The following is a 24,698-nucleotide window of genomic DNA, read 5'->3' as shown; positions in this document are numbered from 1 at the left end:
TGTCTTTTCTGTTTTTATTAAAATAGTTTATCACAAAAGCCCCTTAATCCTAGCCTTCTCAACTAAATCATCACCTGTTCCCCTATTTATGTTTAATAATCCTTTCAAGTTATCTATTCTTCTTATCGTTGCTTTTAGAGATATAGGAATATAATGTGGAATTTCATCTATTTTGGTTCCTTTAGATAAATGAAAAAGAATTTGTTCATCAATCTGATCAATTTCTATGGAGTCTTTTGGCGATTTTTCTAACATTTCTATAACCGATTGACTGTAATAAGTATTGTTTTTCATTACTTTATCAAAAGCAAAAAGTAACTCATCAAATGTCAAGTCATTTTTTATAATTAGCCCTTTAGGCTTTATTGTTCTAATGATTGTCTTTATCTTAAGTAACTCAGTAAACATAGTCAGCAAAATTATTTTACAATTTGGCATATGCTCCATAATTAGCTTTGCTAAATCTTCTCCTGAATATATTTCCTTTTCTTCATAAACTGGCATACTGATATCTAAAAACGCAATATCGAAACTTGTTATTGCTGGGTCTGTTATAATTTCATAACCCGACTTACAATCTTTTGCCTGAGTAATTAGGAAATCATACTCCTTAGGCTTATATCTCGTAATTGCATTTTTATACCCTTCTATTATAAAAGGGTGATCATCTACTATTAGTATATTATTTTTGATTATTCCATCAATATTTTTATCAATTGTCATCGTTCTGTAGGTTTATTTTTTGATCAATCGGAATTTTAATTACTATAATTGTTCCATCTACTTTATTAGATTTTATATCAACAGTTCCATTACATTCTTTAGTTCGATAAAAAATATTCTGCAAACCAATTCCTTTTTTTGTTCTATGTACATTAAACCCTACCCCATCATCACTTATTAGTAAAGACAAATGATTTACCTCATTTTTAAGCTCTATTTTTATTGTTTTTGCGTGTGCATATTTATTACAATTTTGCAAAGCTTCCTGTATAATTCTGTATAAATTTATTTTAATAGAGTTACTCACCAAGTCCCATCTAATACTCGAATCGATACTTGAAATTAATTTTGACTCAAAAGCAGCTTTTTGATTCTCCAATAACTTATCCACAATTGCAACAAAATTATTAATCAATTCAGATTTCTCTTTGTTTAAATCATGTGAAATTTCACGAATATCTTGTTCAATTTCTCTTAAATCTAATAAATATTTTTTTCGCTTTACAGCTGCTGTCGTATCATTGATTTTATCCAAGCTATCTAAACTTATTCTAACCCCAAACATTCTGCCCAAAATTCCATCATGCAAATCCTGAGCTACCTTTTTCTTCTCTTTAATCCTTATCGCTTCAATTGCGTTTTGCTGCGAAATCATCAGATTATAAATATCTTCATTAGCAATTTGTTGCTGTTGCTTAAAAAGCAACTCTCTATTTTTGGCTTTTTGAGTCAAATAAACATAAAAGAAGAGTCCTAATAAAGTACATATACTAAACACATATATCAAAGTTCTATTTTGTATATTTAAACTTGTATTTTCATCTTTTATTTCATTTGTTTCATATTCTATTCGAGAGAATTTCTCTCCCATTTTTCTTTCTTCTTTTTGTAGTTTTTCATTTATCTGAATATATTCTTTTGAATAAATCGATGCTTTTTCAGGATCTACAAGAGCTATTTGTCTTAGGGCATCTAAGATATTCCTCAACCTATTTGAATTCCGAGATAAACTAAGCGCCTCTTTAGAATATTGTATCGCTTTTAAAGTATCATTTTTATTAAAAAAATACTCTGATAGATGCATTTTATTTAGTATTATTCCTGAAGTTAGATTTAAACTATCTCTTATCTTTAATGCCTGATAAAACTGACCCGGAAGCTCATCTGATTCTTTTAATTTAAATTTAGAATATGCTAAATTGTCTAGTAACATAGCATATAATGCCGTTTTTTCTTTAAATAAGTTTTTTTGTTCCAATCCTTTTTGAAAAGATTGTTTTGCCTGTTTATAATTATATGTACTTAAATAAACAAATCCTATATTATTAAGTGAGGTGGCTTTTAGTTGAAGATCAGGGGCAATTAATTTATCATCAAGAGTACTTAAAGCTTTATTATGAAACTCTAGGGCTTTATTAAACTCTTCTTGTTCATTATATATTACTCCTAAAAGATTATATGAATCATACAGCAAATTACTTACGTTTTTTTGTTGCTTTAAAATCCTTAAAGCTTTAAAAACCGTTATTTCACTCTCAAAAAGGTCTCCTACGTTAAATTGTAAATTTGCCTTACTTAAAAAAGTTTTTGCTAGATTGTATTTATCATCTATCCGAAGATATATTTTTTCAGCTTTAAAATAATTCATAAAAGCACTATCCGAAACTGTTTTAAAACTATAATAATCCCCTAAATATGTATAAGCTTTTGCCAAATGAATCGAGTCATTGCTACTTTTTGATCGTTCTAAAATTAATCTTGAAGTTTCTCTGTACGCCGACCAATCGCTCATATTATAATACCGATTAGCCACTTTAAATAAATTTACTTTATTAAGGGAATCGTCTTTTTGATTTATAATTATGGCAAATGCTTTTTTATTATAATCTTGTTTTTCCTTAAATGATAAATTAACATCATTTGCCAATGATAAATAAACTGGTAGACTATCTGTTGAAGAATTCAGATTATTGTCCACCATATTTTTCTTGGTACACCCAAAAAAGACGACAAATAATAACAATAATATATGGTAGTTATTTTTCAATACTGTTTTTGAGTTTTATCAAAAATAGTAAAACTATGCATACAAAAAAAGGCTATCAAAAAATTGATAGCCTTAATTATAAATATAATTTTTTTATTCTAGTCTTGTTTTCTTCCTCCTCCAACTGAAACACCACCATCTATAGGTTGATTGTAGTTAGCTGTTGATGATAATTGTGCTCTATAAACATCTTGTTTTCTTCCTCCTCCTACAGATACTCCACCGTCAATAGGTTGTGTGTAATTAGTAGTTGATGATAATTGCGCAATATAGATATCTTGTTTTCTTCCTCCTCCTACAGATACACCACCATCAATGGGATCTATATTACTGTTTACTACTTCTTGAGTAGTAAAAGAAGTTGCTACTAATACTAAAGAAAATAATGCGATTGTTGTGAATGACTTTTTCATGATTGGGGGATTTTATTGTTAGTGTTTTTTTACATTTTAAATGACCGCTTATTGCTAAATCATGGTGTAAAATTAGTACTGTTATCCCCTTTTCAATTTGATAAAAAGACATATATGGTGGAATGCTATCAAATGATAGTGTACGTAGGTCAAATACGTGTAAATACTTAGTTGCTAGACCTCTATATAGTTTCCGTTTGCAAATTCGGCAATTATTATCTCTACATTTCTTTTATACGTTTTAGAAAATGGTAACTTTTTTGTAGAGTTTTTTATGTAACATACTGAATTTCCTGTATGTATTCTTGCTATGTGGTTTCTGTTAATGATGTAACTGTTATGTATGCGTATGAACGGATGTAATAAAATAGCTTCAAAGTACTTTAAAGTTTTAAAAGCCGTTATCATTTCACCAGTGTTCAAATAAATATCGGTAGAATTATTATCTGCTTGAATATAGGTAATATCTTTTGCTTGAATATAACGATAATCTCCATATGATTTAACACATAACATTAACCCTTGACTAATTTTTTGTAATTCTATTGCATCTCCCTTTAGGGTTCCTTTAAAATCTGTTACTGTTTCATTACTAATTAAGTTTACTTCATGATTAGGCAAATCGAGTTTCAAAATAGTTTTAAGCAAATCTGTCCGTTTAAGTGGTTTTAGCAAATAATCCATTACCCCATACTTAATTGCATCAAACGCAAAATCTTTTTTGGTTGTCGTTATAATAATTTTAGGGACAATCCGTAAATAATGATACAGTTCATTAATAAACACTAACGAGAGATTACTTGTCTTATCTTCGGGATCAATTTCAAGAAATATAAGATTCGGATTATGTTCTAAAACTAAATTTAATCCTTGTTTATATGTATTTGCACTAGCGACAAAAATTAGTTCTGAAAAACTATCGGCTACTTCCTTGGTTTTCAAAACACTTTCTTGATTATCATCAATAATAATGTATAAATAATTTTTCAATGCTTTTGTTTATTAGTGGTATTATTTAATAGTAAGCGAACTGACAATTATATTTAAACTCATTCCTTTCACTAAAATTTAAACAACAAAATCTTATTTTTAGTTTTAATTAAGCAATTAAAATTACATCTTTCCTCTTTTTAAACATTTTATTGTTAATACATTTTAAACAAATGTTAATACATAAGGACGAAATACAAATATATCCGACGAAATACGTAAAATAAAATCCAGCTAAATTTATTATTCTTATTTTCTATATTAGAAGTACAAAAACATTATAAACAAAAAAAGCTTCTCAAATGAGAAGCTTTTTTTATATTTAACTTATTGGAATACACATAACTGTGTAAAAACAATACATTATACTTACATTTTCATCAACCAGTTTTTCATCGAAACTTCATTTTCTATAATCGATCTCAAATCGGCTATAGCAACACGATCCTGTTTCATCGTATCTCTATGACGAATTGTTACTGTTTGATCCTCGATAGTTTGATGATCTACAGTAATACAAAAAGGAGTCCCCAGAGCATCTTGTCTCCTGTAACGTCTTCCTACTGCATCTTTTTCATCATAAGCAACATTGAAATCCCATTTTAAATCTTCTATTATTTTTTTAGAGATATCTGGTAAACCATCTTTCTTTACTAATGGTAAAACTGCTGCTTTTGTTGGAGCTAAAACTGCTGGTAATTTCAAAACTGTTCTTATTGAACCATCCTCAAGTTCTTCTTCTTTTAATGAGGTAGCAAAAATCGCCAAGAACATTCTGTCTAACCCTACTGAAGTTTCTACTACATAAGGAACATAATTTTGATTTAATTCAGTATCAAAATACTGTAATTTTCTACCCGAGAATTGTTCGTGTGCTTTTAAATCAAAATCAGTACGAGAATGTATTCCTTCTAATTCTTTAAATCCAAAAGGAAAATTAAACTCTATATCCGTAGCTGCATTAGCATAATGTGCTAACTTTTCGTGATCATGAAAACGGTAATTTTCTTTCCCTAGTCCTAAAGATAAGTGCCAGTTTAAACGTGTTGTTTTCCAGTGCTCATACCATTGCATTTCTTCTCCTGGACGCACAAAAAATTGCATCTCCATTTGTTCGAATTCACGCATACGGAAAATAAATTGTCTTGCAACAATTTCATTTCTAAACGCTTTTCCTGTTTGTGCGATTCCAAATGGAACTTTCATTCGCCCAGATTTTTGTACATTCAAGAAATTCACAAAAATACCTTGAGCTGTTTCCGGACGCAAATATAAGTCCATAGCTGAATCTGCTGAAGCTCCTAGTTTTGTACCAAACATCAAGTTGAATTGCTTTACATCAGTCCAGTTTCTGGATCCAGTTTCAGGATCTGCAATTTCTAGTTCTTCGATTAAAGCTTTAACATCTTCTAAATCTCCATTGCCTAAAGAGCGTCCTAAACGTTCTCTAATTTCTTTTTCTTTTGCTAAATATTCAATTACTCTGGCATTTGTTGTTACAAATTCCTGCTCATTGAATGCATCTCCAAAACGAGCTTTCGCTTTTTCGATTTCTTTTTTAGCTTTTAGATTTAGTTTTTCTGCATAATCTTCTACTAGAACATCTGCTCTATATCTTTTTTTAGAATCTTTATTATCTATTAATGGATCATTAAAGGCATCAACGTGTCCTGAAGCTTTCCAAGTTGTTGGATGCATTAATATCGCGGCATCTAAACCTACAATATTCTCATTCATTTGAACCATTGATTTCCACCAATATTCACGGATATTTTTCTTTAATTCTACTCCGTTTTGCGCATAATCATATACCGCACTTAAACCATCGTATATTTCGCTTGACGGAAAAATAAATCCGTACTCTTTTGCGTGCGAAACTACATTCTTAAATAAATCGTCTTGTTTTGCCATAGTAATGCAAAAATATAAAAAGTACTTGTAAAAAAAAGAAAAATTTCAAAGATTGAAGCTTGAATTTCTTTATTTTTGTAACTAAATTCTCTCTATTCGTGTTTAATTACATTATTAACCTGTTTTTCCCAAAAGCGTGTGCTGGATGCCACACTTTTTTAATGGCAAATGAAATTATAATTTGTACGATTTGCAGGCATGAAATGCCTCTGACCCAATATTATTTAAATCCAAAAAACGAAGCTTATAAAAAATTTTATGGGAAAATAGAAGTTGAACATGTTTCTGCATTTCTTTATTTCAATAAAAAAGGAATTGTACAGGAACTTATTCACAATTTAAAATACAAAGGACACCAAAATATAGGCACTATACTTGGGCAATGGTATGTTGAAGATTTAAAAGAATTAAAGCTAGCTATACCTTTTGATGTAATAATCCCAGTTCCATTACATCGAAAAAAATTCAACGAAAGAGGCTATAATCAAGTAACTTCTTTTGGGCTTGCTCTTTCAGAAGGGCTAAACATTGATTACAATGATTCTGTCTTAATCAGAACTAAATATTCTAAAACTCAATCTAAAAAAAATCTTCTAGGAAGATCGGAGGGGTTTACTGAAACATTCGACGTTTCCTTTACTGATACTGAACACAACAAACATTTCTTACTTATCGATGATGTAATTACAACGGGTGCGACACTAGAAGCTTGTTCCCGCGCATTGCTGAAAATACCAGGAGCTAAAATTAGCATCGTTTGTATGGCAATGGCACATTCCTAAACTATATTACTTCTCTCTATTCGAAAACTATCTTTTTTACCATTTTTCTATCCCCATCATATACAGCCATGAAATAGACTCCTGGTGCTACATGATTTTTTAACTGAATATGTTCTTTAAAGTTTACCATACTTTCAAATGAATTTCTATATACCTCTTTTCCTAAATCATTATATATAAAAACCCTAATCTCTTCGTTAGATTCACTTTTAAATGCAATATCAAATTCTCCTTTATTAGGAATTGGAAAAACAGTAAGATCTATTATTTCAACAACGTCTTCAGTTTGCAAAGTATATTTCTTTGTGCAAATCTCTATCGAAGCTGAATCCAGTTTACCATCTTTACCTACGTAAATATCTCTTACTTTGAATGTCCAGGTTCCTTTTCCTTCTTGATTATTAAAACCACTTAATAAATCTTTAGGAGCTATAGTTTGTAAAATTGTATTGGAGCAATCTAAAGCCCCTCCCAAATCATCATATTTTAGTAATAAACTTCCTGAAGTATTTCCACAATCCTTATCGAATAACCGCACTGCTTTTCCTTGTGGATTTACTAATTCCATTTGAATATCCGAAAATCTTGTGTGTGTTAACCCAACAAAAACATTTACATCCGAAACAATTCCAGAATCTGCCGGAACCGTTATTGTTCTTGATGCATATGCTAATGCTGTAGGAATTGTAAATCCTGCATTAATCGGATACGTAGTACACGAGGACTCTACTTTATATCCAATTGCAAATGATTTACTATTTACTGCGTAATAAATATTCGCCGTAGGTTCAATTAAAATTCTACAATTTGTTGCTGTTATATCTTCTGGAACACTTATCGTTTGAGAACCATCATTGGGTGTATTTGCTGCTAAGACAATTGGAAATGTCAGACCTCCATCTGTAGAAAGTTTTATATTAACGTTGGCAGAACCTGTTAAAGTATTGGTTTTTGCTACATCCCAAGTTATAATTTGACTAGTTCCATGAAGCCATTCTATATCATCTTTATTTTGAGATGTTACTACAAATGGTCCTATATCTGCTCTTACATTTACAGTCATTTCATCTGTATTTGTTTGTGCAGTTCCTAAAGCTGCATTATTGCGGCCTGTTAATGTAAAGTGCAATGTTCTGGCTACTGACGGGACTGATTCCCATGTGCTTATTAAATTCCCTGAAAGGACAATATTTAAATCTGGCATATAGCGAATAGGTGTACTTGAAGGAGGAAGCGATCTGAACAAAGGCCCATCGGGCTTATCAGGTTTAGCTACACTAGCACTTCCTGATGTTGATACTGCCGAATCATTTTGTTCCCAACAATAGGTAACTGAATTACCATCGACATCTGATCCTGTACCTTTTAAAACAAAAGCCGTCTTAAATGGAATTGTATAATCTGCTCCTGCATTAATCACAGGAGGACTATTTGTCAAAGCCTGATCTACTGGACAGGTTTTTCTAGCAAGATTATTTTGAATCTGTAAAATGCTAGCATAGGCAAAATAATCATCGGAATGGTCTTGTATATCATAATCACCTGTAATTCCAGTGTACCCCATAATCGTAGAACCACTTCCTGGCTCTACGTTTACCCCACTTCCTTCTATACTATAAGAAAAAGTATGATTTGCTCCTAATTGATGCCCCATTTCGTGTGACACAAAATCAATATCAAAAGTATCACCTTGTGGTTTTCTATCCGATGGAGAAGTATACCCACTCCCTTTAACCGAATCTTCACAAACACATCCTACACATCCTGCATCTCCGCCACCTCCTGAAGCACCAAATAAATGACCAATATCGTATGCACTTTCGCCTATAACGTTTGTTAAAGTCGTTTGTAATTCTTGAGGCCACTTTCCTTTTACTCCATCAGAAGCATCAGAATATGGGTCTGTTGCAGCATTTGTATAAATTACAGCATCATTATTAGCAATTAAAACTAATTTTAAAGCCAGATCTTTATTAAAAACCCCATTAACTCTTGTCATAGTAGCATTTATTCCCTCTAATGCATTTGCTTTTGTACCTCCAAAAAAGACAGCGTACTCACCTGTACAAGACAATGCCAATCGCAATGTTTTAAACACTTTATTATTAGCTGCTATTTTAGCTGTTTTATCTTTTAAGTCTTGATTTAGTGCTACCTCTTTTGTATTACATGTTAATGGTAAACTCCCTTTTCCTCTATTTTTAGCAGTAAACAAAATATATTCATCAGTACTTACATCCACAGATTCTATAAACTCCGATGCATTATCTGCTCTTAAAACCATTGTTTGAATTCCTCTGGGAGAAACACTAAAATGGATTCTTGCTTTTTTATCTTTACTGCTTATTCCTTCATAAGCTCTGATATCTGGATATTTAGCTTGTAATTGGGCATCAAAATTAGATGATTCCCAAACAGTATATTTTTCAAAAGCCCCATCCATATTAGGAATAGTGATTTCGACTGTGTTTTTTTTACCCGTTTTAAGCAATGTACTGGATAGTTTTTCTTTTAAAAAAGCTTCATCAAGTTTATAAACAGCCTTTTCTGTATCATAAGTAGGAGCATTTCCCCTCTCCGTAATTGAGGTTGTACTTTCACTAACTTTTGTCCACATTTCATTGCTTTGCGCCTGAATTTGTGACGAACTAAAGATAATTAACAAAAGAAGTATAGTTTTTTTCATCTTGAGAAATATTTAAAGTTCAAAATTAATTTAATAAAAGATAATAAAAGAATTTAATTGTTAATTAATTAGCTAAAATGTTCAAATCAAGGATTTTCACAAAATGATTGCCAAGTTTATAAAATTTCAATTCTCCTTACTATTAGATTTAAAATAGATAGTATAAATTTGCAACATCTTAAACTATTTGCTTTGAAGCTCTTTCATTCTATAAACGATTTTCAGTCTACCAAGAAAACAATACTAACTCTTGGCACCTTTGATGGTGTTCATATTGGTCATAAAAAAATACTTGAAAAGATTACTCAAAATACCCAAGAAGGAAAATACGAGAGTTTAGTTCTAACTTTTTTTCCGCATCCCAGAATGGTTTTACAGGAAAAATCAGAAATAAAATTACTGAACACTATTGCTGAAAAAACAAAACTTCTGGAGAACACCGGAATAGAAAACCTTGTCATTCATCCTTTTAACGAAAGTTTTTCAAGATTAACTGCCGAAGATTTTGTAAGTTCTATTTTAGTAGATCAATTCCATATTCAAAAAATAATCATTGGTCACGATCATCGTTTTGGAAGAAATCGAACTGCTGACATTAATGATTTAATTGCATTTGGTGAACAATATGGTTTTGAAGTAGAGCAGATTTCGGCACAAGAAATAAAAGATGTATCTGTAAGTTCTACAAAAATAAGAAATGCATTAACTGAAGGTGACATGAATCTTGCCAACGAATATTTAGGTTATGATTACTTCTTGACTGGTACTGTTATAAAAGGAAAACAACTGGGCAGAAGTATTGGTTTCCCAACTGCTAATCTTAAAATTGAAGAGGAATACAAATTAATTCCTAAAAATGGGGTTTATATTGTAAGATCAACTATCAATGAAAAACTGATTTACGGAATGATGAACATAGGCTTTAACCCAACTGTAGGTGGTCAAAATCAATCTATTGAAATTCATTTCTTAAATTTTGATGAAGATATTTACGATTTAGAAATTTCGGTTTCTTTATTACAATATATTCGTGAAGAACAAAAATTTGACTCAGTTACGCTCTTAAAAGAACAATTAGAGAAAGATAAAAAAACAACTTTAGATTTTACAAATAAATTATAACTCCTTAATTTTTTTCTACAATTCATAATGGCAACATAGCGTTTTTTTTAGTAAATTTGATAAGCATTACACTGTTTCTCAATCAAATACTATTAACTTCTTAAAAATAATCGTTATGAAACTTCCAAAAGAATTGTACAACGGAATTCTTATATTCCTAGGTATTGGTGTTTATTTTTTATTAATGAATCTTTTAGGCCTTGCTCATATCCTTTATTTACGTGCTTTGAACGTAGCTTTTATCGTTTATGGAGTAAACAGAACAATTAAGATGAATCTTGCTGAAGGCGAAAACAATGCTGTTTCTAATGCTATTTCTGCTATGATAACATCTGTAATTGGCGTTTGTCTTAGTATCCTCGGATTACTCATTTACAGTTATGCCAAAGGCGGTGATGCTTATGTAAAAACTTTATCGTCAACTTTCATGTTTGGTGGTAATCCATCTGTACCTACTTATTGTATTTGCCTATTATTTGAAGGCATTGCTTCTTCGGTAGTTGTAACCATGCTATTAATGCTGTATTGGAACAATAAATATGCAGCGGATTAATTTTATAACCTTTTAGACCCTGTTTAAAATTTATCTAATTATTCTTTCAAAATTAACCTCATCTTTCGTTAAATAACCTAACCGAAATTGTAATATTTAAATTTTAAACAGGCAATTAAAAAAATATTTCTCAATAAATAGAATAATTTCACAAGAATAAATTGTTGTTTTTTGAATATCCTTGCTAACATGCATCTAAAAGTCATGTCTTGAAATATAATTACAAAAACTTTTAACAGACTGAACTTTAAATACTGTAATTTATTTTACGAAATAGTACATTGATTCATTAGAACAATTTAACTACTTTTGGAGCATCAAAAAATCCCATAGATGAACAGTACAAAACACAATTGGACGAAAGACGAGATTATCGCTATATATAATAAACCAATGATGGATTTGCTTTATGAGGCAGCCTCAATTCACAGGGTAAATCATGATCCAAATGTAGTTCAGGTATCTACTTTGCTATCTATCAAAACTGGTGGTTGTCCAGAAGATTGTGGCTATTGCCCTCAAGCTGCTCGTTATCATACTGGAGTAGAAGGAAATGATTTAATGTCTGTTAGCCAAGTAAAAGCTCAAGCTTTACGTGCTAAATCTGGTGGTTCGTCTCGTGTATGTATGGGAGCTGCCTGGAGAAACGTAAAAGATGGACCTGAATTTGACCAAGTTCTAGAAATGGTTCGTACTATAAACAAACTAGATATGGAAGTGTGTTGTACCCTTGGTATGATAACTGAAAACCAAGCACAACGTTTGGCCGAAGCTGGCTTATATGCCTACAATCATAACTTAGATACATCTGAAGAATATTATAAAGAGGTTATTTCGACTCGTGGTTTTGAAGATCGTTTGCAAACTATCGAGAATGTTCGTAAAACCAATGTTACTGTTTGTAGCGGAGGAATTATAGGCATGGGAGAAAGTATTGAAGACCGCGCTGGAATGCTAGTAGCGCTTTCTACCTTAAACCCTCAACCAGAGTCTGTGCCAATTAATGCATTGGTTGCTGTAGAAGGAACTCCAATGGAAGAAGAGAAACCTGTTGAAATTTGGGAAATGATTCGTATGGTTGCTACAACCAGAATCATCATGCCTGAAACTCAAGTACGTTTATCGGCAGGAAGAACCAATATGAGTCGCGAAGGGCAAGCAATGTGCTTTTTTGCTGGAGCGAATTCAATATTTGCAGGTGATAAATTACTTACCACTCCAAATCCTGATGTACACGAAGACATGAAAATGTTTGATTTATTAGGATTGATTCCTCAAAAACCTTTTACTAAAATTTCTCAACCAGAAACTGTTGAAGCAGAAAATTCACAATATGCTCCACTTGGTGAAAAACCAAAATGGTCAAGACCTGGACATGCGATAGAAAGAAATTTAGAAGCTTCGGGTAAATCGAAATAATCTTAATTCTGAAACTATAAAATCCTCATTAAATCAACTTTAATGAGGATTTTTTTTATGCTTAACTTTCATGATAACCGCAACATCTCTTATCAATTGGTAAGCAACCATAATCTCTAAAAACAAAAAACCATTTGCCTTTCGATAAATGGTTTTAAAATAGAATGCTATTATGTATTAAAAAATAATTTTCTTTGTTTCGGTATGCTTATTATCTAGAACAACTTTTACCAACAATACCTGATTACTTGATTTTAAATTTTCAATAACCAATTTAGGATTTCCTACTTTGTCTTTCTTATAAATTAATTTACCTGTTATATCATAAATAAATACCTTATCTATTGTTTCACTAATTGCATTAATTTTAATTTCGTTATTTGCTACTGATACTAAAATTTCATTTTCGGCTGTTTCAAACTCTCCAGTATCTAATGTTTTATTGGTATATCGCAACACAAATCGATCATCAAAAGTACCTATAGCTGTCTTAAATGTATATCCTGTTTGTGTTAAATTATGAATTATCCCTTCTGCCTTATCTTCCAGATATATAACTTGACTTGACAATGATCCGTCTGCCTTATCTATTTCAATAGTAAAATCCCCTTTTATTGTTGAGCTATAACCCAATGGAACTATATCTGTTTCTATAAATGGCAAAGCACGCCCTTGAATACTATAATTTTTTTCGTCATTAATACTATAAAAATTAATAAAACTATTTAAATTAAAAGCTGCACCATCAAAATTATTATCCTCTCCATTAGTAGCTCCTTCGATATAACCTATTAAAATTTGCTTAAAAGCTCCTTCATTATTAATCAGATTAAGCCATACACGGTTTTTCTCGATCCCAGATGCTTTAGCCGTTTTACTTGGTCTAAAAAATTGATTATTTTCACCCGCTATTCGCATTCCATTATTAAAAACAATTGTTCCTGGCCCTGTACTCTCAACCATAAAAGATTGCCCTGCAGCTATCTTACCTGTTGGGAGATCTTTATTTCCTAATGAAATTGCCGATTCCTTTGTAACTGTACTTCCTGTAATATTATAAGAAGCATAATCATCTGATGTATATGTAAATCCTAGTGAACCTTTGTCTGCAATCGCAGTATTGTGTGTCCAGAAATAAAGAGTCCCTTTTGTTATTGCATTATTCGTTATATCTAGTATAAATTTATCTGCATCAATAGCAGAAGGATATGGGTTTCCTACTAAATAAACATTCCCTGCTGTTATGGTCTCTCCCGGAATGATTCCGTTATTTGGAACCCCTTTAAAAACTACTGGTTGTGCATAAGGATAACTAACCGTTTCTCCTGGCCAAGTTCCCGCTTTAGGAACTCTAATAATATATCCTTTTCCTATAACCATCGGACTAGATGCTCCTACTGCTTGCCAACCATTATTGTAAAAATAAAATTTATTTGGATCTGAATTTGGCGACAATACATTAAGTTTTTGCCCTAAAACTGGTGATGACCAATAAGTATAATCCAAAGCTTTCATCTGGCTAGAAATACGTTTATAAATAATATCCCCTGTATTGGTTGCATTTGTCGTCTGAACCAAACTTGCATTATTTTCGAATGTTAAACTTGTATTTGCTGCTGTATTAACTGTAACTGAATTGGTAATAGTTAGTGTAGCTCCAGAATTTATTATAACATTAACTCCAGAATTTACTGTACAAGAGCAGCCTTCTAAATTTCCTGCAGCACCAACTCCTTTCATTTCTGAATTATAATTGTTTGCAAAAACAATACTCTTTTCGATTGCAGGAGTAGAACTCCATCCACCAGTCGTATAAATCGCTACTGCTGGTTGTGCATTAATCGTTATTACAGCTGTTGCTGTCGAGGGACATGTACCATTATCTACTGCAAACTGATATGTTCCTGATACAAGCAATGGAACCGTCATTGATGATGTTGTAATTGAATAATTTTGAATTACTGTCCCAGTTTGTTTTAGAGTACCACCAACTAGTAAACCGTTCAAGGTAACGCTCCCTGTAGTGATAATACAAGTAGGATGAATAACTGCTCCTACTACTGGAGTTGTTGGTAATGGATTTATAATATAATCAACACGTGTTCTACAATTTGCATCATTAGAACAGGCTACATAGTATGGGAATATACCTGCCGTATTGGTATTTAACAATCCTGAATTAGCTACACCAACTGGGTTAAATGAAGATCCGGAACCTATTTTTGTACCTCCAGATGCAACTGTATACCAATCTAATGTTCCTGGTAAAGCATAATTAACCGTAATTGTAATATTTGTAATATTTGCATCTGGATTTGCATAATCTAAATAGTCTTCTCTAAATGCAAATGTCCAATTCCCCGCAGGATTTCCAGTACCCCATATTCCTAAAGGCCCATTTATAATACTACCCTGAGTAAGAGTACCTCCTGGAGCTAAATCATCTTGCATTACTCCTGCTGCAGCAGGAGGTATCGCTCTAACACGTAATTCTCTCAAATACGAATTACCATTTGTATTAAAACTTATCGTAACATTTGTACTAACAACCACAGCTCCAACTGGCAATACAGGAAAATTTATAGAAATATTTGTATTTGCAGTATTTCCATAACTTGTACTATTCGATATCCCTCCTGTCCCTGAGGCAGTTATTGGTGTTTGAACAACAGCTGTACAAGAGCCTGATGCTGTAAGAGAACCTGAGCCTCCTTGACAAATTGTAGCACCAGTAGCAATGGGATTTTTAGTTGTTATTGTTCCAATCGCAGAAGTAACAACAGCACAATTTCCACTTTGTACTATTGCTCGATACGAGGTTGTCGTAGTAAGGTTCACTGCTGTATATATTGTTCCCGCATTGGTGATAGGCGTAATTACCGAAACAAAATTATCTGTAGAAGATTCCCATCTAAGAACACTTCCTATACTCCCACTTAATGTTAAAAGGGTACTATTTGTTCCTGCACAAATTGCAGTACCACCAGAAATTGTACCCGCAATACTTGCAGGATATACAGTAACAATTACTTTAAACGTACTTGTACAACTTCCTTTTGTGGCTGTAACAGTATATGTAACGTTTTGTGGCGTTACGGTTCCGTTGGTCAATGTTAATGTTCCTGTTATGCTTGTTTGATTACTTCCACTAGACGCAAATCCACTTACAGTAGCTGGAACAGTTGGAGCTGACCAAGTATATATGGTTCCAGCAGGCACAACTCCATTGATACCATCTGTTGGAATAACAGTAAATGCAGATCCGCTACAAGATGAAGCTGTCATGTCTGCAATTACAGGTTTAGGATTTGTTGTAATAGAAATAGGTGTACTATCACTATAACATGCTGAATTTGAAACAGGAGATACTCTACGTCTGTAGTAAGTTGTATTTATTGTCGACTCAGTAATTGCAGCAGGCGTATAATCTCTTGAGGCAAATCCTACTCCTGTTGTTGCATCTGTCCATGGACCAGTAGCCGATGATGAATATTGCCATTGAAACTTAATCGTAGGATTAACTGTTGCTCCATTATACGAATAATTAGACCCAACAATAGTCCCAGGAGTTATTCCACCACATACAGTTGTCGTTGTAGGTGCAGTAATTTTATTTGTACTACCATCAAAAGGAACTAAACTAAAAGTAACTATATTACCTCCCGCATTTTCATAATAATCAAGTACGAGATGACTGTCCCCAGACAAATAAATCATAACACTATTATAAGCAAGCCCTGCCTGTTCTTTCCATTCATCAAAAACTTTTACACCATCAACATATAAGCGAACTCCATCATCTCCTGCAAAAGTAGCCAGATAACATCCCGCTGCTTTTTTTGAATTCATCCGATACCGAACTGCGAAAGTTTCCGTGTAAATCTCCGCACGTTTATTCCCATCTGAAAATACTGGAAAACAAGCTGCATTAGCTATGAAAATTTCATTTATTGCATCTGAAGCAATATCATAATACCCTACATAATCTGCATTAAAAAAAGGATTTACATCTGCTGTTACCATTGTTGGTGACGGAAAGTTTCCAGGTGAACCTCCACCTGCATAATTATAAATATGCCCTCTCCATGTATTTAAGCCTTCCGCATCTGGTGAGTCCAATTTATTTCCAATCGAATTCAAACTAAGGGTAAGGGTTGTTGCCGTGGCATCTGGTGTAGTTGAACAACCGTTATTTCTTAATAACAAAACCCTGATTTTTCCAGAAAAGGTCGCCTCCCATGTTACACTAGCCCCATTTGCTGTACTATTTTGTGCTAAAATAGAATTCCCAACGGCATCGTTAAACAATCCCAAATATTCAACGTCATTTCCTGCTGTGTTCCAAATATTTGGCACAGAAAAAGTATACTTAAACCCCTTAACAACATTAACACTAACATACTGCATTGCTGTAAAAGATCCTCTAGTAAAAGTTTGAGTATTATTATCAATACAAAAGAACAAATCTGTTCCTAATTGTGATGTCCCAGAAATTGGATAAGTACATTGCCCATAATTAATTAAAAAAGTAAAGAATAGCACAATGCTTAATAGTATTTTTTTATCCATGAGTATGGTTTATAATTATAAAAATGGTTTGGTATGGTATTTCTTTGTCAATCATTTTATTGACCGTTATTAGCAATCTTATTTTAACAATTTATTGCTTAAAATTTTTCAATAACAATCAGTAAATCAGTATCTATTATTTTTCTATTTTTTCTTTTCATTGCATTTCAAAAAATAAACCCAACACGTTGTCGGTTTTTACTTTCAAATGATTTTATATCAAGTCATTTTACACAAATTCAAGGATTTTTAAAACTCACCAAAAGGCTAATTAACAGGGAATTAAACCTTAAAAACTGTTAATTTTAACAAATTCACACCAAATAAAGCACAAAAAAAAACCTCTTACAAGAGATTTTTTTTTGGAAAACAAATTTTCGTTATTCTACCTATATAATCGTTTAAATACCTAATTTTTACAATAAAATATTTGTTTATAAAGCAAAAACCTACTTTTAATAGATATGGACGTAACTATTAAAAGTAGGCAATGCTTAAAAAGAAGAAAACAAATTTATATCACACTCTTAAACGATTAAAAAGCAAATGGTTTATAAAATCTGTTTAGTAAATCACTTTTTTTGTTTCAACATATTTATTATCTAAAATTACTTTTACCACTAAAACCTGATTACTTGATTTTAAATTTTCTATAATTAATTTTGGGGACTCAATTGCTTCTTTTTTATATATCAATTTACCCAACATATCATATATAAATACTTTATCTATAGTTTGATTATATGCACTAATTTTAATTTCTTTATTTTCAACAGCAACTAATATCAAATTTTTAGAAGCATCAAATTCATCAGTCCCCAAAGTTTTATTAGTGTATCGCAATACAAATCTATCCTCGAAAACTCCCTCTTTTGTAGCAAATGTATATCCTCCATTATACAAATTATGTATTGTATTAGTTACTTTATCTTCGAGATATACCTCTTGATTAATCAACAATCCATCTAAATGATCAATTGCAATAGTATAATTACCAATGATTGCTGAGCTATACCCCAACGGCACTATATCGCTAACATCAAAAGGTAATGCACGCCCCTGAATTATAAATTTTTTATCTGAAATTACACTATACAAATCTGCCATTTGTTCCACATCAAATTTGGATCCATCGTATTTGTTATCATACTCATTTGTCGCTCCATCAACATAACCTATAAGTACTTGCTTAAAAAAACCATTCGCATTTGTTAAATTTAGCCATATACGTCCTTCTTCAACTAAAGCTTCTTTGGCTTCTTTTGCAGGTTTAAAAAACTGAGCATTATTTCCGGCTATTCTCATATTATTATTAAAAACAATTGTCCCGCTTGAAGCTATGCTTTTAGCAAAAAAAGACTGCCCTGAAGCAATTTGACCTAAGGGAACCGAATTATTAACTCCTGGATTTAATGCTGCTGAAGTTGCTGTTCCTCCTGTAAAATTATAAACTGCATAGTCATTTGCACTATACAGAAAACCTAAATTTCCATTATCTGCAATGGGAGTATTGTGTGTCCATAAATACAATGTCCCTTCTAAAATAAGATTATTTGCTGTTAGAAATGCTTTTGCATCCATTGCCGAAGGATATGGATTGCCAATTAAATAAGGCTCATCTAATATTGTAATTGCCTGACCTGTTATATTTCCATTATTTGGAATTCCAGTAAACGAAACAGGCTGAGAATAAGGATAGCTAACTATTTCACCATTTGGCCATGTACCTGCCTTTGGAACTCTAATAAGATATCCTTTGCCTACTGTCATGATATTAGTTGCCAACTCAGCTACCCAACCGTTATTGTATGAATATAACTTATTTGGATCTGAATTTGGCGATAATAAATTAAAAGTCTGTCCAGATACTGGGGAAGACCAATACGTATAATCTAATGCATTCATTGCTGTTGTTGTTCGGTTGTAAATAATATTCCCTGAATTAGAAACATTATTCGTTTGCAGCAAACTTGCATTATTCATAAAAGTTAGGCTAGTTCCCGTATTCGTGCTAACATTAACAGCATTTATAATAGACAAAGTAGCGTCTGAGTTAAATACAACTTTAACCCCTGAGTTTACCTGACAAGAACATCCATTTATATCTCCTGCTGTTCCAGTTAAAGAAGTGAAATTTCCTGTAAAAACAATATTCTGATTTATATTTGGAGTCCCATTTGTCCATCCAGAGCCATTCCAATAATTGGTAATTAAACTTGCAACAGTAGCTGGTAGTGAAGCTGGAGAAGTACAGCTTGTTACCGAATTACTTACTATAAAAGTATATGTATTTGGCGCTAGATTTGTAATAACTGTACTCGTTCCAGAACCTGATGTAGTAACAGTGACTGGATTAGTTATTATTGTCCAATTACCAGAAGGCAAACTACTTAGAGCAACGCTCCCAAATGGAACAGTACAAGTTGGAGGTGTAATCAATCCTATTATTGGAGCAGTAGGTGTAGTATTAATCGTTATAGATACAGCCTGAGTTGTATTACAATTTCCATTCGTAATTGTCATTACCCCAGAATAAGTCCCTGCCAAAGCATTTGCAGGCACAACAATTGTATTTATGCTGCCTCCAGTTTGCGAAAAAGCGAAAGAAGTATTAAGTTGATCTGCCAATAAATTTGCATTTGCCGTTGCGCTCCAATCGATGCTATACCCTGTGGGGGCACCTCCTGTTGCTGTATAGACTAGTGTTGCATTTTGCGAGCTTGTACTTGTGCAAACGCTAGCTACTGTTCCTGTTGTAGTAATTGCAGGCGAAGCATTAATAGTTATAGTAAAAACCGATCCTGCGCTAACACATCCGTTTGCATTTTTAACTGTCAAAGTACCAGTATAAGTTCCTCCAGCAGTACCTGCAGGAACTGCAATTGTAAGAGGGCTTGCTGATAAAGACGCATTTGTAATCGCTGTAAAACTATTGCTAGGTGAAGTGTTCCAAACAACACTATAGGTAGTTGGAGTTCCTGTAGTAGCACTATAAGCTAAAGTTGTATTTTGGGTACTTGCATTAAAACAAACATTTGTCGCTGAAGCTGCTAAGGTTATTGTTGGCAGAGCATTTACTGTTACAGTAGTTACTGCAGAAGTAGCCGAAGAACAAGCTCCACTCTGAACAACTGCTCTAAATTGTGTAGTTGCAGTTAATGCGCCAGAAGTATAAGTAGTACTAGTATTTGTTATATCATTCCATGAAGAAAAAGGACTTACAGCATACTGCCATTTAACAACAGATCCAGTATGTCCTGACAATGTTAGCAATCCGCTCGTGTTTCCAGAACAAATAGTAGTTCCTCCATTTACAGTTCCTCCAACTGTAGCTGGCGACACTGTTATAGTAACCGTATTATTAGCACTAAAAGAAGAAGAACATGTCCCTGAAGCAATACCAGTAACTGAAATAGTGCTAGAACCTGCAGTCGTAAGCCCAGTTGCTACAAATGTACCTGTTCCTGCAGTACTAACAGTCATACTTCCGGTTAGCCCTGTAGCGCTAGGACTACTTCTGTCATACGTTACTGTATAATTACCTACAGGTAATAATAATGCACTTGAGGTTAATGTTACTGTAGATGTAGTAGCTGGAACACAAACATTTGTTGCGCTAGTACCTGTAATATTATAAGTTGGACAAGTATAAATAATCGATACTTCACCTGCTCCTCCTGTACCTCCAATTTGAGCTACCCCTAATGCAGAATTTATTGCTCCACTTCCACCTCCACCAGGGGCAGTACCTATATTTCCCGGCGCAGTTCCCAAAATCAGACTTGAATTAGCACCTCCTCCGGCACCTCCCGAATTTCCGCCAGCTCCTCCAGCTCCTGAGAAAAGACCTAATGATAATAATGCTGAATTACCTGCACCTCCTGCAACACCAGCTATCTTGATTGTTCCTGCCGACGCTGCAACTGTACCACCTGCTGTCGCACCTGGTGCAGTTCCTGTATTATTAGCACCTCCTCCTGATCCTCCGACTGCCAAAAATGAAGCTTCAAAACCTGTAATTGTAGAATTACCTCCTGCTGTACCATTTGCTCCTGTTGTACCGGATGTCTGGCCTGCAACAACCACACTCAAAACTGCTCCGGGAGTAACTGTAAGTACAGAGCTTACATAAGCTCCTCCTCCTCCTCCGGCAGCACCTCTTCCTGCAAGTAAACCAGCACCACTGGCTCCACCTCCAGACCCACCTCCACCCCAAGCCTTAGCGGTAATACTAGTAATACCAGCAGGAACGGTAAATGTACCACTTGTTGTAAATGTGTCTGTGGTCTGAGACCATGAATACATACTAATAAAAACGGAAAACAAAGATAATTTTAGTCTCATGTTATAGTAGGTTTAATGATAAAAAAATGAACAAACTCTTTGTGATGTTAACGAGCGGTATTAAAAAGACGACAATGCTAATTGAATAAATTAATTAGCATTATATCCTTTTCTCTAAAGGAGAATTAAAATTCCATAACATCCTAGGGCAAAGACGATTATAAAATACTTTATTAAATATAATAAAAAAAAACCAAACCTTATTGTAATATTATTCATATTATAATGCATTACATCGGCTATAATTACATTCTTATTGCTTTTTTAACAAACTAACCTACAATACCTTATAATTCAATTTAACCGTGCGTTTTTAAGCAAATTATTCCAAAATAGGATTTCAAAGCAAAACAGGCTTTAGACAAAAAAATTAAAGCTTTACATTTGTTTATTATTCAATATTAAAACTACAATAGACTGTATGAAATCAGATTGTACTCCCAAAGAAGCTTTGCGAAAATTAGAGCATTTTTGTGCTTATCAAGAACGCTGCCATGATGAAGTTGTATCAAAATTATATAGCTTAAAAATGACTTCAGACGAAATAGACGCTATTGTTGTACAACTTATTACAGACAATTTCCTTAATGAAACCCGCTTTGCCTGTAGTTTTGCCCAAGGAAAACATAGAATAAAGCAATGGGGAAAAATAAGAATCGTAAACGAGCTCAAAGCACGCCATATTACTTCTACCAATATTAATCTTGCTCTTGCAGGAATTAGTACGGAAGAATATATTGAAACATTTGAAAAGTTAACCCAAAAATGTTGGGATGGTATACAAGAAAATAATCAACTTAAAAAACGCAAGAAATTTTGCGATTATATACTACGTAGAGGCTACGAAAGCAATATGGTATATGAAAAGGTAAAAGAACTAGAAGCCGAAACAAAATAATTTTTACACTGTACAAAATAGCAACATTTCTTTTTTTATATTAATTAAATCTAAACTTAGTTCATATCTATTTTCTACAAATTATATCTTTATTTTTCAATGCTAAATCGCTCTATCCACCCATTTTCTATAATAGGTTCTGCTTTTAGCATTTCACTAATCTCAACTAGATTTACTTGTTTTCCTTCTTCTTCATAGACTAATTTATATTCGTCATTTTCTTCAAAAATTCTTAGAAAATCAAATACTAAAGAATTAGTATTTTCATAGATAAAACTTTTTAGTAATTCTTTTTCTTCTTGATTCAACTTATCAAATATTTTATTGTATCGTTGCATAGTAGGGTTTTTTAAACCTTGAAAAATTGCTTTTGAAACACCTTTATATTGTCTGTCGATTATTTCATTTACAACTAACTTACCATAATTATCTAAAATTTCTTGATTTGTCTTCATATAATTTCATTTTTAATTAACCCCATTCCAAGGGATGTTTTTTATTTCAGTTACGCCTTTTATTTTAATATCTTCTAGTCCTTTTATAACCCATCCTGTTGCTATATCTTCTGGAATACCCGCATTTACCATAGCTTTAATTTCTATATCAGCCATATCTTCGATACTCATTTTTTTCAATGGGTTAGCTTTTTTCCAAGCGGAATATAAACTATTTTGTTGTCCTGTTATTTTTGCATGGATTCCAATATCTCCGATGTCTTCTAATTTATTTACAGAAATACTAAAAGCCTTTTTGTAATCGTATTCTGTCGCTCCTTCAAAAGCTTTTTTTGCTAATGGATGATGCCCACCTACTTTCGAATATTCTCCAGTTCCTTCAAGTACATATTTTATTTTTCCTTTAAATTTAAGAATAATATCATCTATCTGTTTTGCAGAAATTTTAGCAACACCAGTTAGTCCCTTTTTCTTAACTACCTGAACCAGCTCTTGTACAAAGCTAAGTCCTTTTTCTGTTTTGCCAACAGCAGATAAACCGCCTGTTGCAAAAAGAGTTCCCACTGCAACAACATCTTTGCCAGTTTGATGTTCTATTTTTGGCAAAGATTGCCCTGTATAAAGTTCTTTTCGTTCTTCGTACCAGCTTTTCATAGCTTCTTTGAAACTAAAATCACTGAAAGCTTGATTGATTTTTTCTCTAGTTTTTGAACTAGTAGTGTAATCAACGACAATGCTTATTAATAATGGTATGCTTTTAATTTCATCAAGAGCTCCATCAATTACTCCTGCATCAAGAGCCTGCATTTTGTATCTGTTACTAGCAAAATCTTTGTCGGCAGGATTCCAAATGCCTTCTGGCAAAACAATTTTGTTCATCAAATCTTGAAAAACACTATTGATTTGCGTTGTGACTTTAAAGATTTCGCTTGCCCAGTCGGTTACATTTTCGGCTTCGTCCAGCGTGTTGTTCAGCGCTTCGGCATATAAGGCTTTAATCTCTTCAATATCTTGTTGTTTTATGCCACTGAAGAAATTATTTGCAAAATTTACTTTGTATCCTAATTTATTGTTTTTTAGGTCATAATGATTGTAAATAACAACCCCTTCTGCAGGATTGTCAACCATACTTTTTGCCTTTTCTAATTCCTCTTTTGTAGAATTAGAAGTTGTAATTACAAAAGTATATTTTTTTCCAGAGACTACTGTGCTATAGGCTTCTAGGAAGTTAGTATCAGTAGTTTTAAATGTAAAAACGCCATTACCATCTATTTGTTTTATTTGTAATGTTCCGTTATTAGTAGCTAAAGGCAATACCCCTTGGAAGTATTCATCAGATTCTCTATTACCCTTTCCAACTTTTACGCCAAGTTTATTGGCTATTTCTTGTAGTTTATCATGAGCATCGCTTACTGCAGTTTTTGCAGTTTCTAACTTATCTTTTTGTTCCTGGGTTGTTTCTTGTTCTTTTTTCTCTCCTTTTTCTTTATTAATTTGCTCTTGCGTTTGTTTTATCTCTTCATTACTTTTTTGTGCAATTTCTTCTTGTTTTGCAATTTCTTTTATAATTTCATCCGCTTTTTCGGGTGTAATTGTTCCGCTTTGAGTTTGTTCTTGAAGAGCTTCTTTTATCAGGTTTATTAAGGATTCAATATCTTCGAGAATATTGTCTGTAGCCACTACATTACCCCAATCTGGATTGTAGCTTGTCTCTACAACACCGCTTATCAACTGATAATCGGTATTGATTGTAATATCATTAAACTCAACGGCAATTTTGGTATCA

The 24,698-nt window shown here is 32.8% G+C and carries 15 protein-coding genes; 5 read left to right on the top strand and 10 right to left on the bottom strand.

Going from position 1 to position 24,698, the window contains the following annotated elements:
* Window positions 1–30: 30 nt before the first annotated feature.
* The 5 genes from IUY40_RS05645 to IUY40_RS05625 form a co-directional block, all read right to left on the bottom strand.
* Entirely contained in the window at window positions 31–723 is a 693-nt protein-coding gene (locus tag IUY40_RS05645; RefSeq protein WP_195735893.1) for a response regulator, read from the bottom strand.
* Entirely contained in the window at window positions 713–2,371 is a 1,659-nt protein-coding gene (locus IUY40_RS05640; protein WP_229335393.1) for a tetratricopeptide repeat-containing sensor histidine kinase, read from the bottom strand. Before IUY40_RS05640 ends, IUY40_RS05645 begins: the two co-directional genes overlap by 11 nt.
* A gap of 497 nt (window positions 2,372–2,868) precedes the next feature.
* Window positions 2,869–3,183, bottom strand: a complete 315-nt coding sequence (locus tag IUY40_RS05635) for a hypothetical protein (protein ID WP_195735891.1) — start codon at window positions 3,181–3,183, stop codon at window positions 2,869–2,871.
* Between the two features lie 174 nt (window positions 3,184–3,357).
* Window positions 3,358–4,173, bottom strand: coding sequence for a LytTR family transcriptional regulator DNA-binding domain-containing protein (locus IUY40_RS05630; protein ID WP_195735890.1), 816 nt, complete (start codon window positions 4,171–4,173; stop codon window positions 3,358–3,360).
* A gap of 369 nt (window positions 4,174–4,542) precedes the next feature.
* The gene (locus tag IUY40_RS05625) at window positions 4,543–6,084 is read right to left on the bottom strand and encodes a glycine--tRNA ligase (protein WP_195735889.1); all 1,542 of its coding nucleotides are present in this window, start codon (window positions 6,082–6,084) and stop codon (window positions 4,543–4,545) included.
* Between the two features lie 98 nt (window positions 6,085–6,182).
* Between IUY40_RS05625 and IUY40_RS05620 the strand changes: the two genes are divergently transcribed.
* Window positions 6,183–6,866, top strand: coding sequence for a ComF family protein (locus IUY40_RS05620; protein ID WP_195735888.1), 684 nt, complete (start codon window positions 6,183–6,185; stop codon window positions 6,864–6,866).
* Between the two features lie 16 nt (window positions 6,867–6,882).
* On the opposite strand, the gene IUY40_RS05615 is transcribed toward IUY40_RS05620, so the two are convergent.
* Entirely contained in the window at window positions 6,883–9,552 is a 2,670-nt protein-coding gene (locus IUY40_RS05615; protein ID WP_195735887.1) for a reprolysin-like metallopeptidase, read from the bottom strand.
* A gap of 192 nt (window positions 9,553–9,744) precedes the next feature.
* Between IUY40_RS05615 and IUY40_RS05610 the strand changes: the two genes are divergently transcribed.
* From IUY40_RS05610 to bioB, 3 genes are all read left to right on the top strand, one after another.
* Entirely contained in the window at window positions 9,745–10,674 is a 930-nt protein-coding gene (locus IUY40_RS05610) for a bifunctional riboflavin kinase/FAD synthetase (RefSeq protein ID WP_195735886.1), read from the top strand.
* Between the two features lie 115 nt (window positions 10,675–10,789).
* Window positions 10,790–11,227: a hypothetical protein gene (locus tag IUY40_RS05605; RefSeq protein WP_195735885.1), complete on the top strand. Its 438-nt coding sequence runs from the start codon at window positions 10,790–10,792 to the stop codon at window positions 11,225–11,227.
* A gap of 333 nt (window positions 11,228–11,560) precedes the next feature.
* Window positions 11,561–12,646, top strand: coding sequence for a biotin synthase BioB (bioB, locus tag IUY40_RS05600; RefSeq protein WP_195735884.1), 1,086 nt, complete (start codon window positions 11,561–11,563; stop codon window positions 12,644–12,646).
* A 177-nt stretch (window positions 12,647–12,823) separates the two neighbouring features.
* Here the strand turns inward: bioB and IUY40_RS05595 are convergent, their stop codons facing one another.
* Together IUY40_RS05595 and IUY40_RS05590 are read right to left on the bottom strand one after the other, a co-directional pair.
* Window positions 12,824–17,215 carry a T9SS sorting signal type C domain-containing protein gene (locus IUY40_RS05595; protein WP_195735883.1) on the bottom strand — a complete coding sequence of 1,464 codons (4,392 nt, stop codon included), beginning with the start codon at window positions 17,213–17,215 and terminating at the stop codon, window positions 12,824–12,826.
* A gap of 564 nt (window positions 17,216–17,779) precedes the next feature.
* Window positions 17,780–21,559: a T9SS sorting signal type C domain-containing protein gene (locus tag IUY40_RS05590; protein WP_195735882.1), complete on the bottom strand. Its 3,780-nt coding sequence runs from the start codon at window positions 21,557–21,559 to the stop codon at window positions 17,780–17,782.
* A gap of 421 nt (window positions 21,560–21,980) precedes the next feature.
* Here IUY40_RS05590 and IUY40_RS05585 point away from each other — a divergent pair, with 421 nt between their 5' ends.
* Window positions 21,981–22,457, top strand: coding sequence for a RecX family transcriptional regulator (locus IUY40_RS05585; RefSeq protein ID WP_195735881.1), 477 nt, complete (start codon window positions 21,981–21,983; stop codon window positions 22,455–22,457).
* 89 nt (window positions 22,458–22,546) lie between these two features.
* On the opposite strand, the gene IUY40_RS05580 is transcribed toward IUY40_RS05585, so the two are convergent.
* The gene (locus IUY40_RS05580) at window positions 22,547–22,912 is read right to left on the bottom strand and encodes a hypothetical protein (RefSeq protein WP_195735880.1); all 366 of its coding nucleotides are present in this window, start codon (window positions 22,910–22,912) and stop codon (window positions 22,547–22,549) included.
* Between the two features lie 12 nt (window positions 22,913–22,924).
* Window positions 22,925–24,698 (bottom strand): hypothetical protein (locus IUY40_RS05575; RefSeq protein WP_195735879.1); only part of this gene is annotated, 1,774 nt, incomplete at its 5' end.

The sequence above is a fragment of the Flavobacterium sp. ALJ2 genome (genome assembly GCF_015594725.1).
Taxonomy (GTDB): domain Bacteria; phylum Bacteroidota; class Bacteroidia; order Flavobacteriales; family Flavobacteriaceae; genus Flavobacterium.
This window is presented reverse-complemented; position numbering and strand designations above follow the sequence as displayed.

Excerpts from the sequence above, each read along its gene's own strand:
- IUY40_RS05645 (WP_195735893.1), bottom strand. The coding sequence starts at position 723 with ATGACAATTGATAAAAATATTGATGGAATAATCAAAAATAATATACTA.
- IUY40_RS05640 (WP_229335393.1), bottom strand. The coding sequence starts at position 2,371 with ATGAATTATTTTAAAGCTGAAAAAATATATCTTCGGATAGATGATAAA.
- IUY40_RS05635 (WP_195735891.1), bottom strand. The coding sequence starts at position 3,183 with ATGAAAAAGTCATTCACAACAATCGCATTATTTTCTTTAGTATTAGTA.
- IUY40_RS05625 (WP_195735889.1), bottom strand. The coding sequence starts at position 6,084 with ATGGCAAAACAAGACGATTTATTTAAGAATGTAGTTTCGCACGCAAAA.
- IUY40_RS05615 (WP_195735887.1), bottom strand. The coding sequence starts at position 9,552 with ATGAAAAAAACTATACTTCTTTTGTTAATTATCTTTAGTTCGTCACAA.
- IUY40_RS05605 (WP_195735885.1), top strand. The coding sequence starts at position 10,790 with ATGAAACTTCCAAAAGAATTGTACAACGGAATTCTTATATTCCTAGGT.
- bioB (WP_195735884.1), top strand. The coding sequence starts at position 11,561 with ATGAACAGTACAAAACACAATTGGACGAAAGACGAGATTATCGCTATA.
- IUY40_RS05595 (WP_195735883.1), bottom strand. The coding sequence starts at position 17,215 with ATGGATAAAAAAATACTATTAAGCATTGTGCTATTCTTTACTTTTTTA.
- IUY40_RS05590 (WP_195735882.1), bottom strand. The coding sequence starts at position 21,559 with ATGAGACTAAAATTATCTTTGTTTTCCGTTTTTATTAGTATGTATTCA.
- IUY40_RS05585 (WP_195735881.1), top strand. The coding sequence starts at position 21,981 with ATGAAATCAGATTGTACTCCCAAAGAAGCTTTGCGAAAATTAGAGCAT.
- IUY40_RS05580 (WP_195735880.1), bottom strand. The coding sequence starts at position 22,912 with ATGAAGACAAATCAAGAAATTTTAGATAATTATGGTAAGTTAGTTGTA.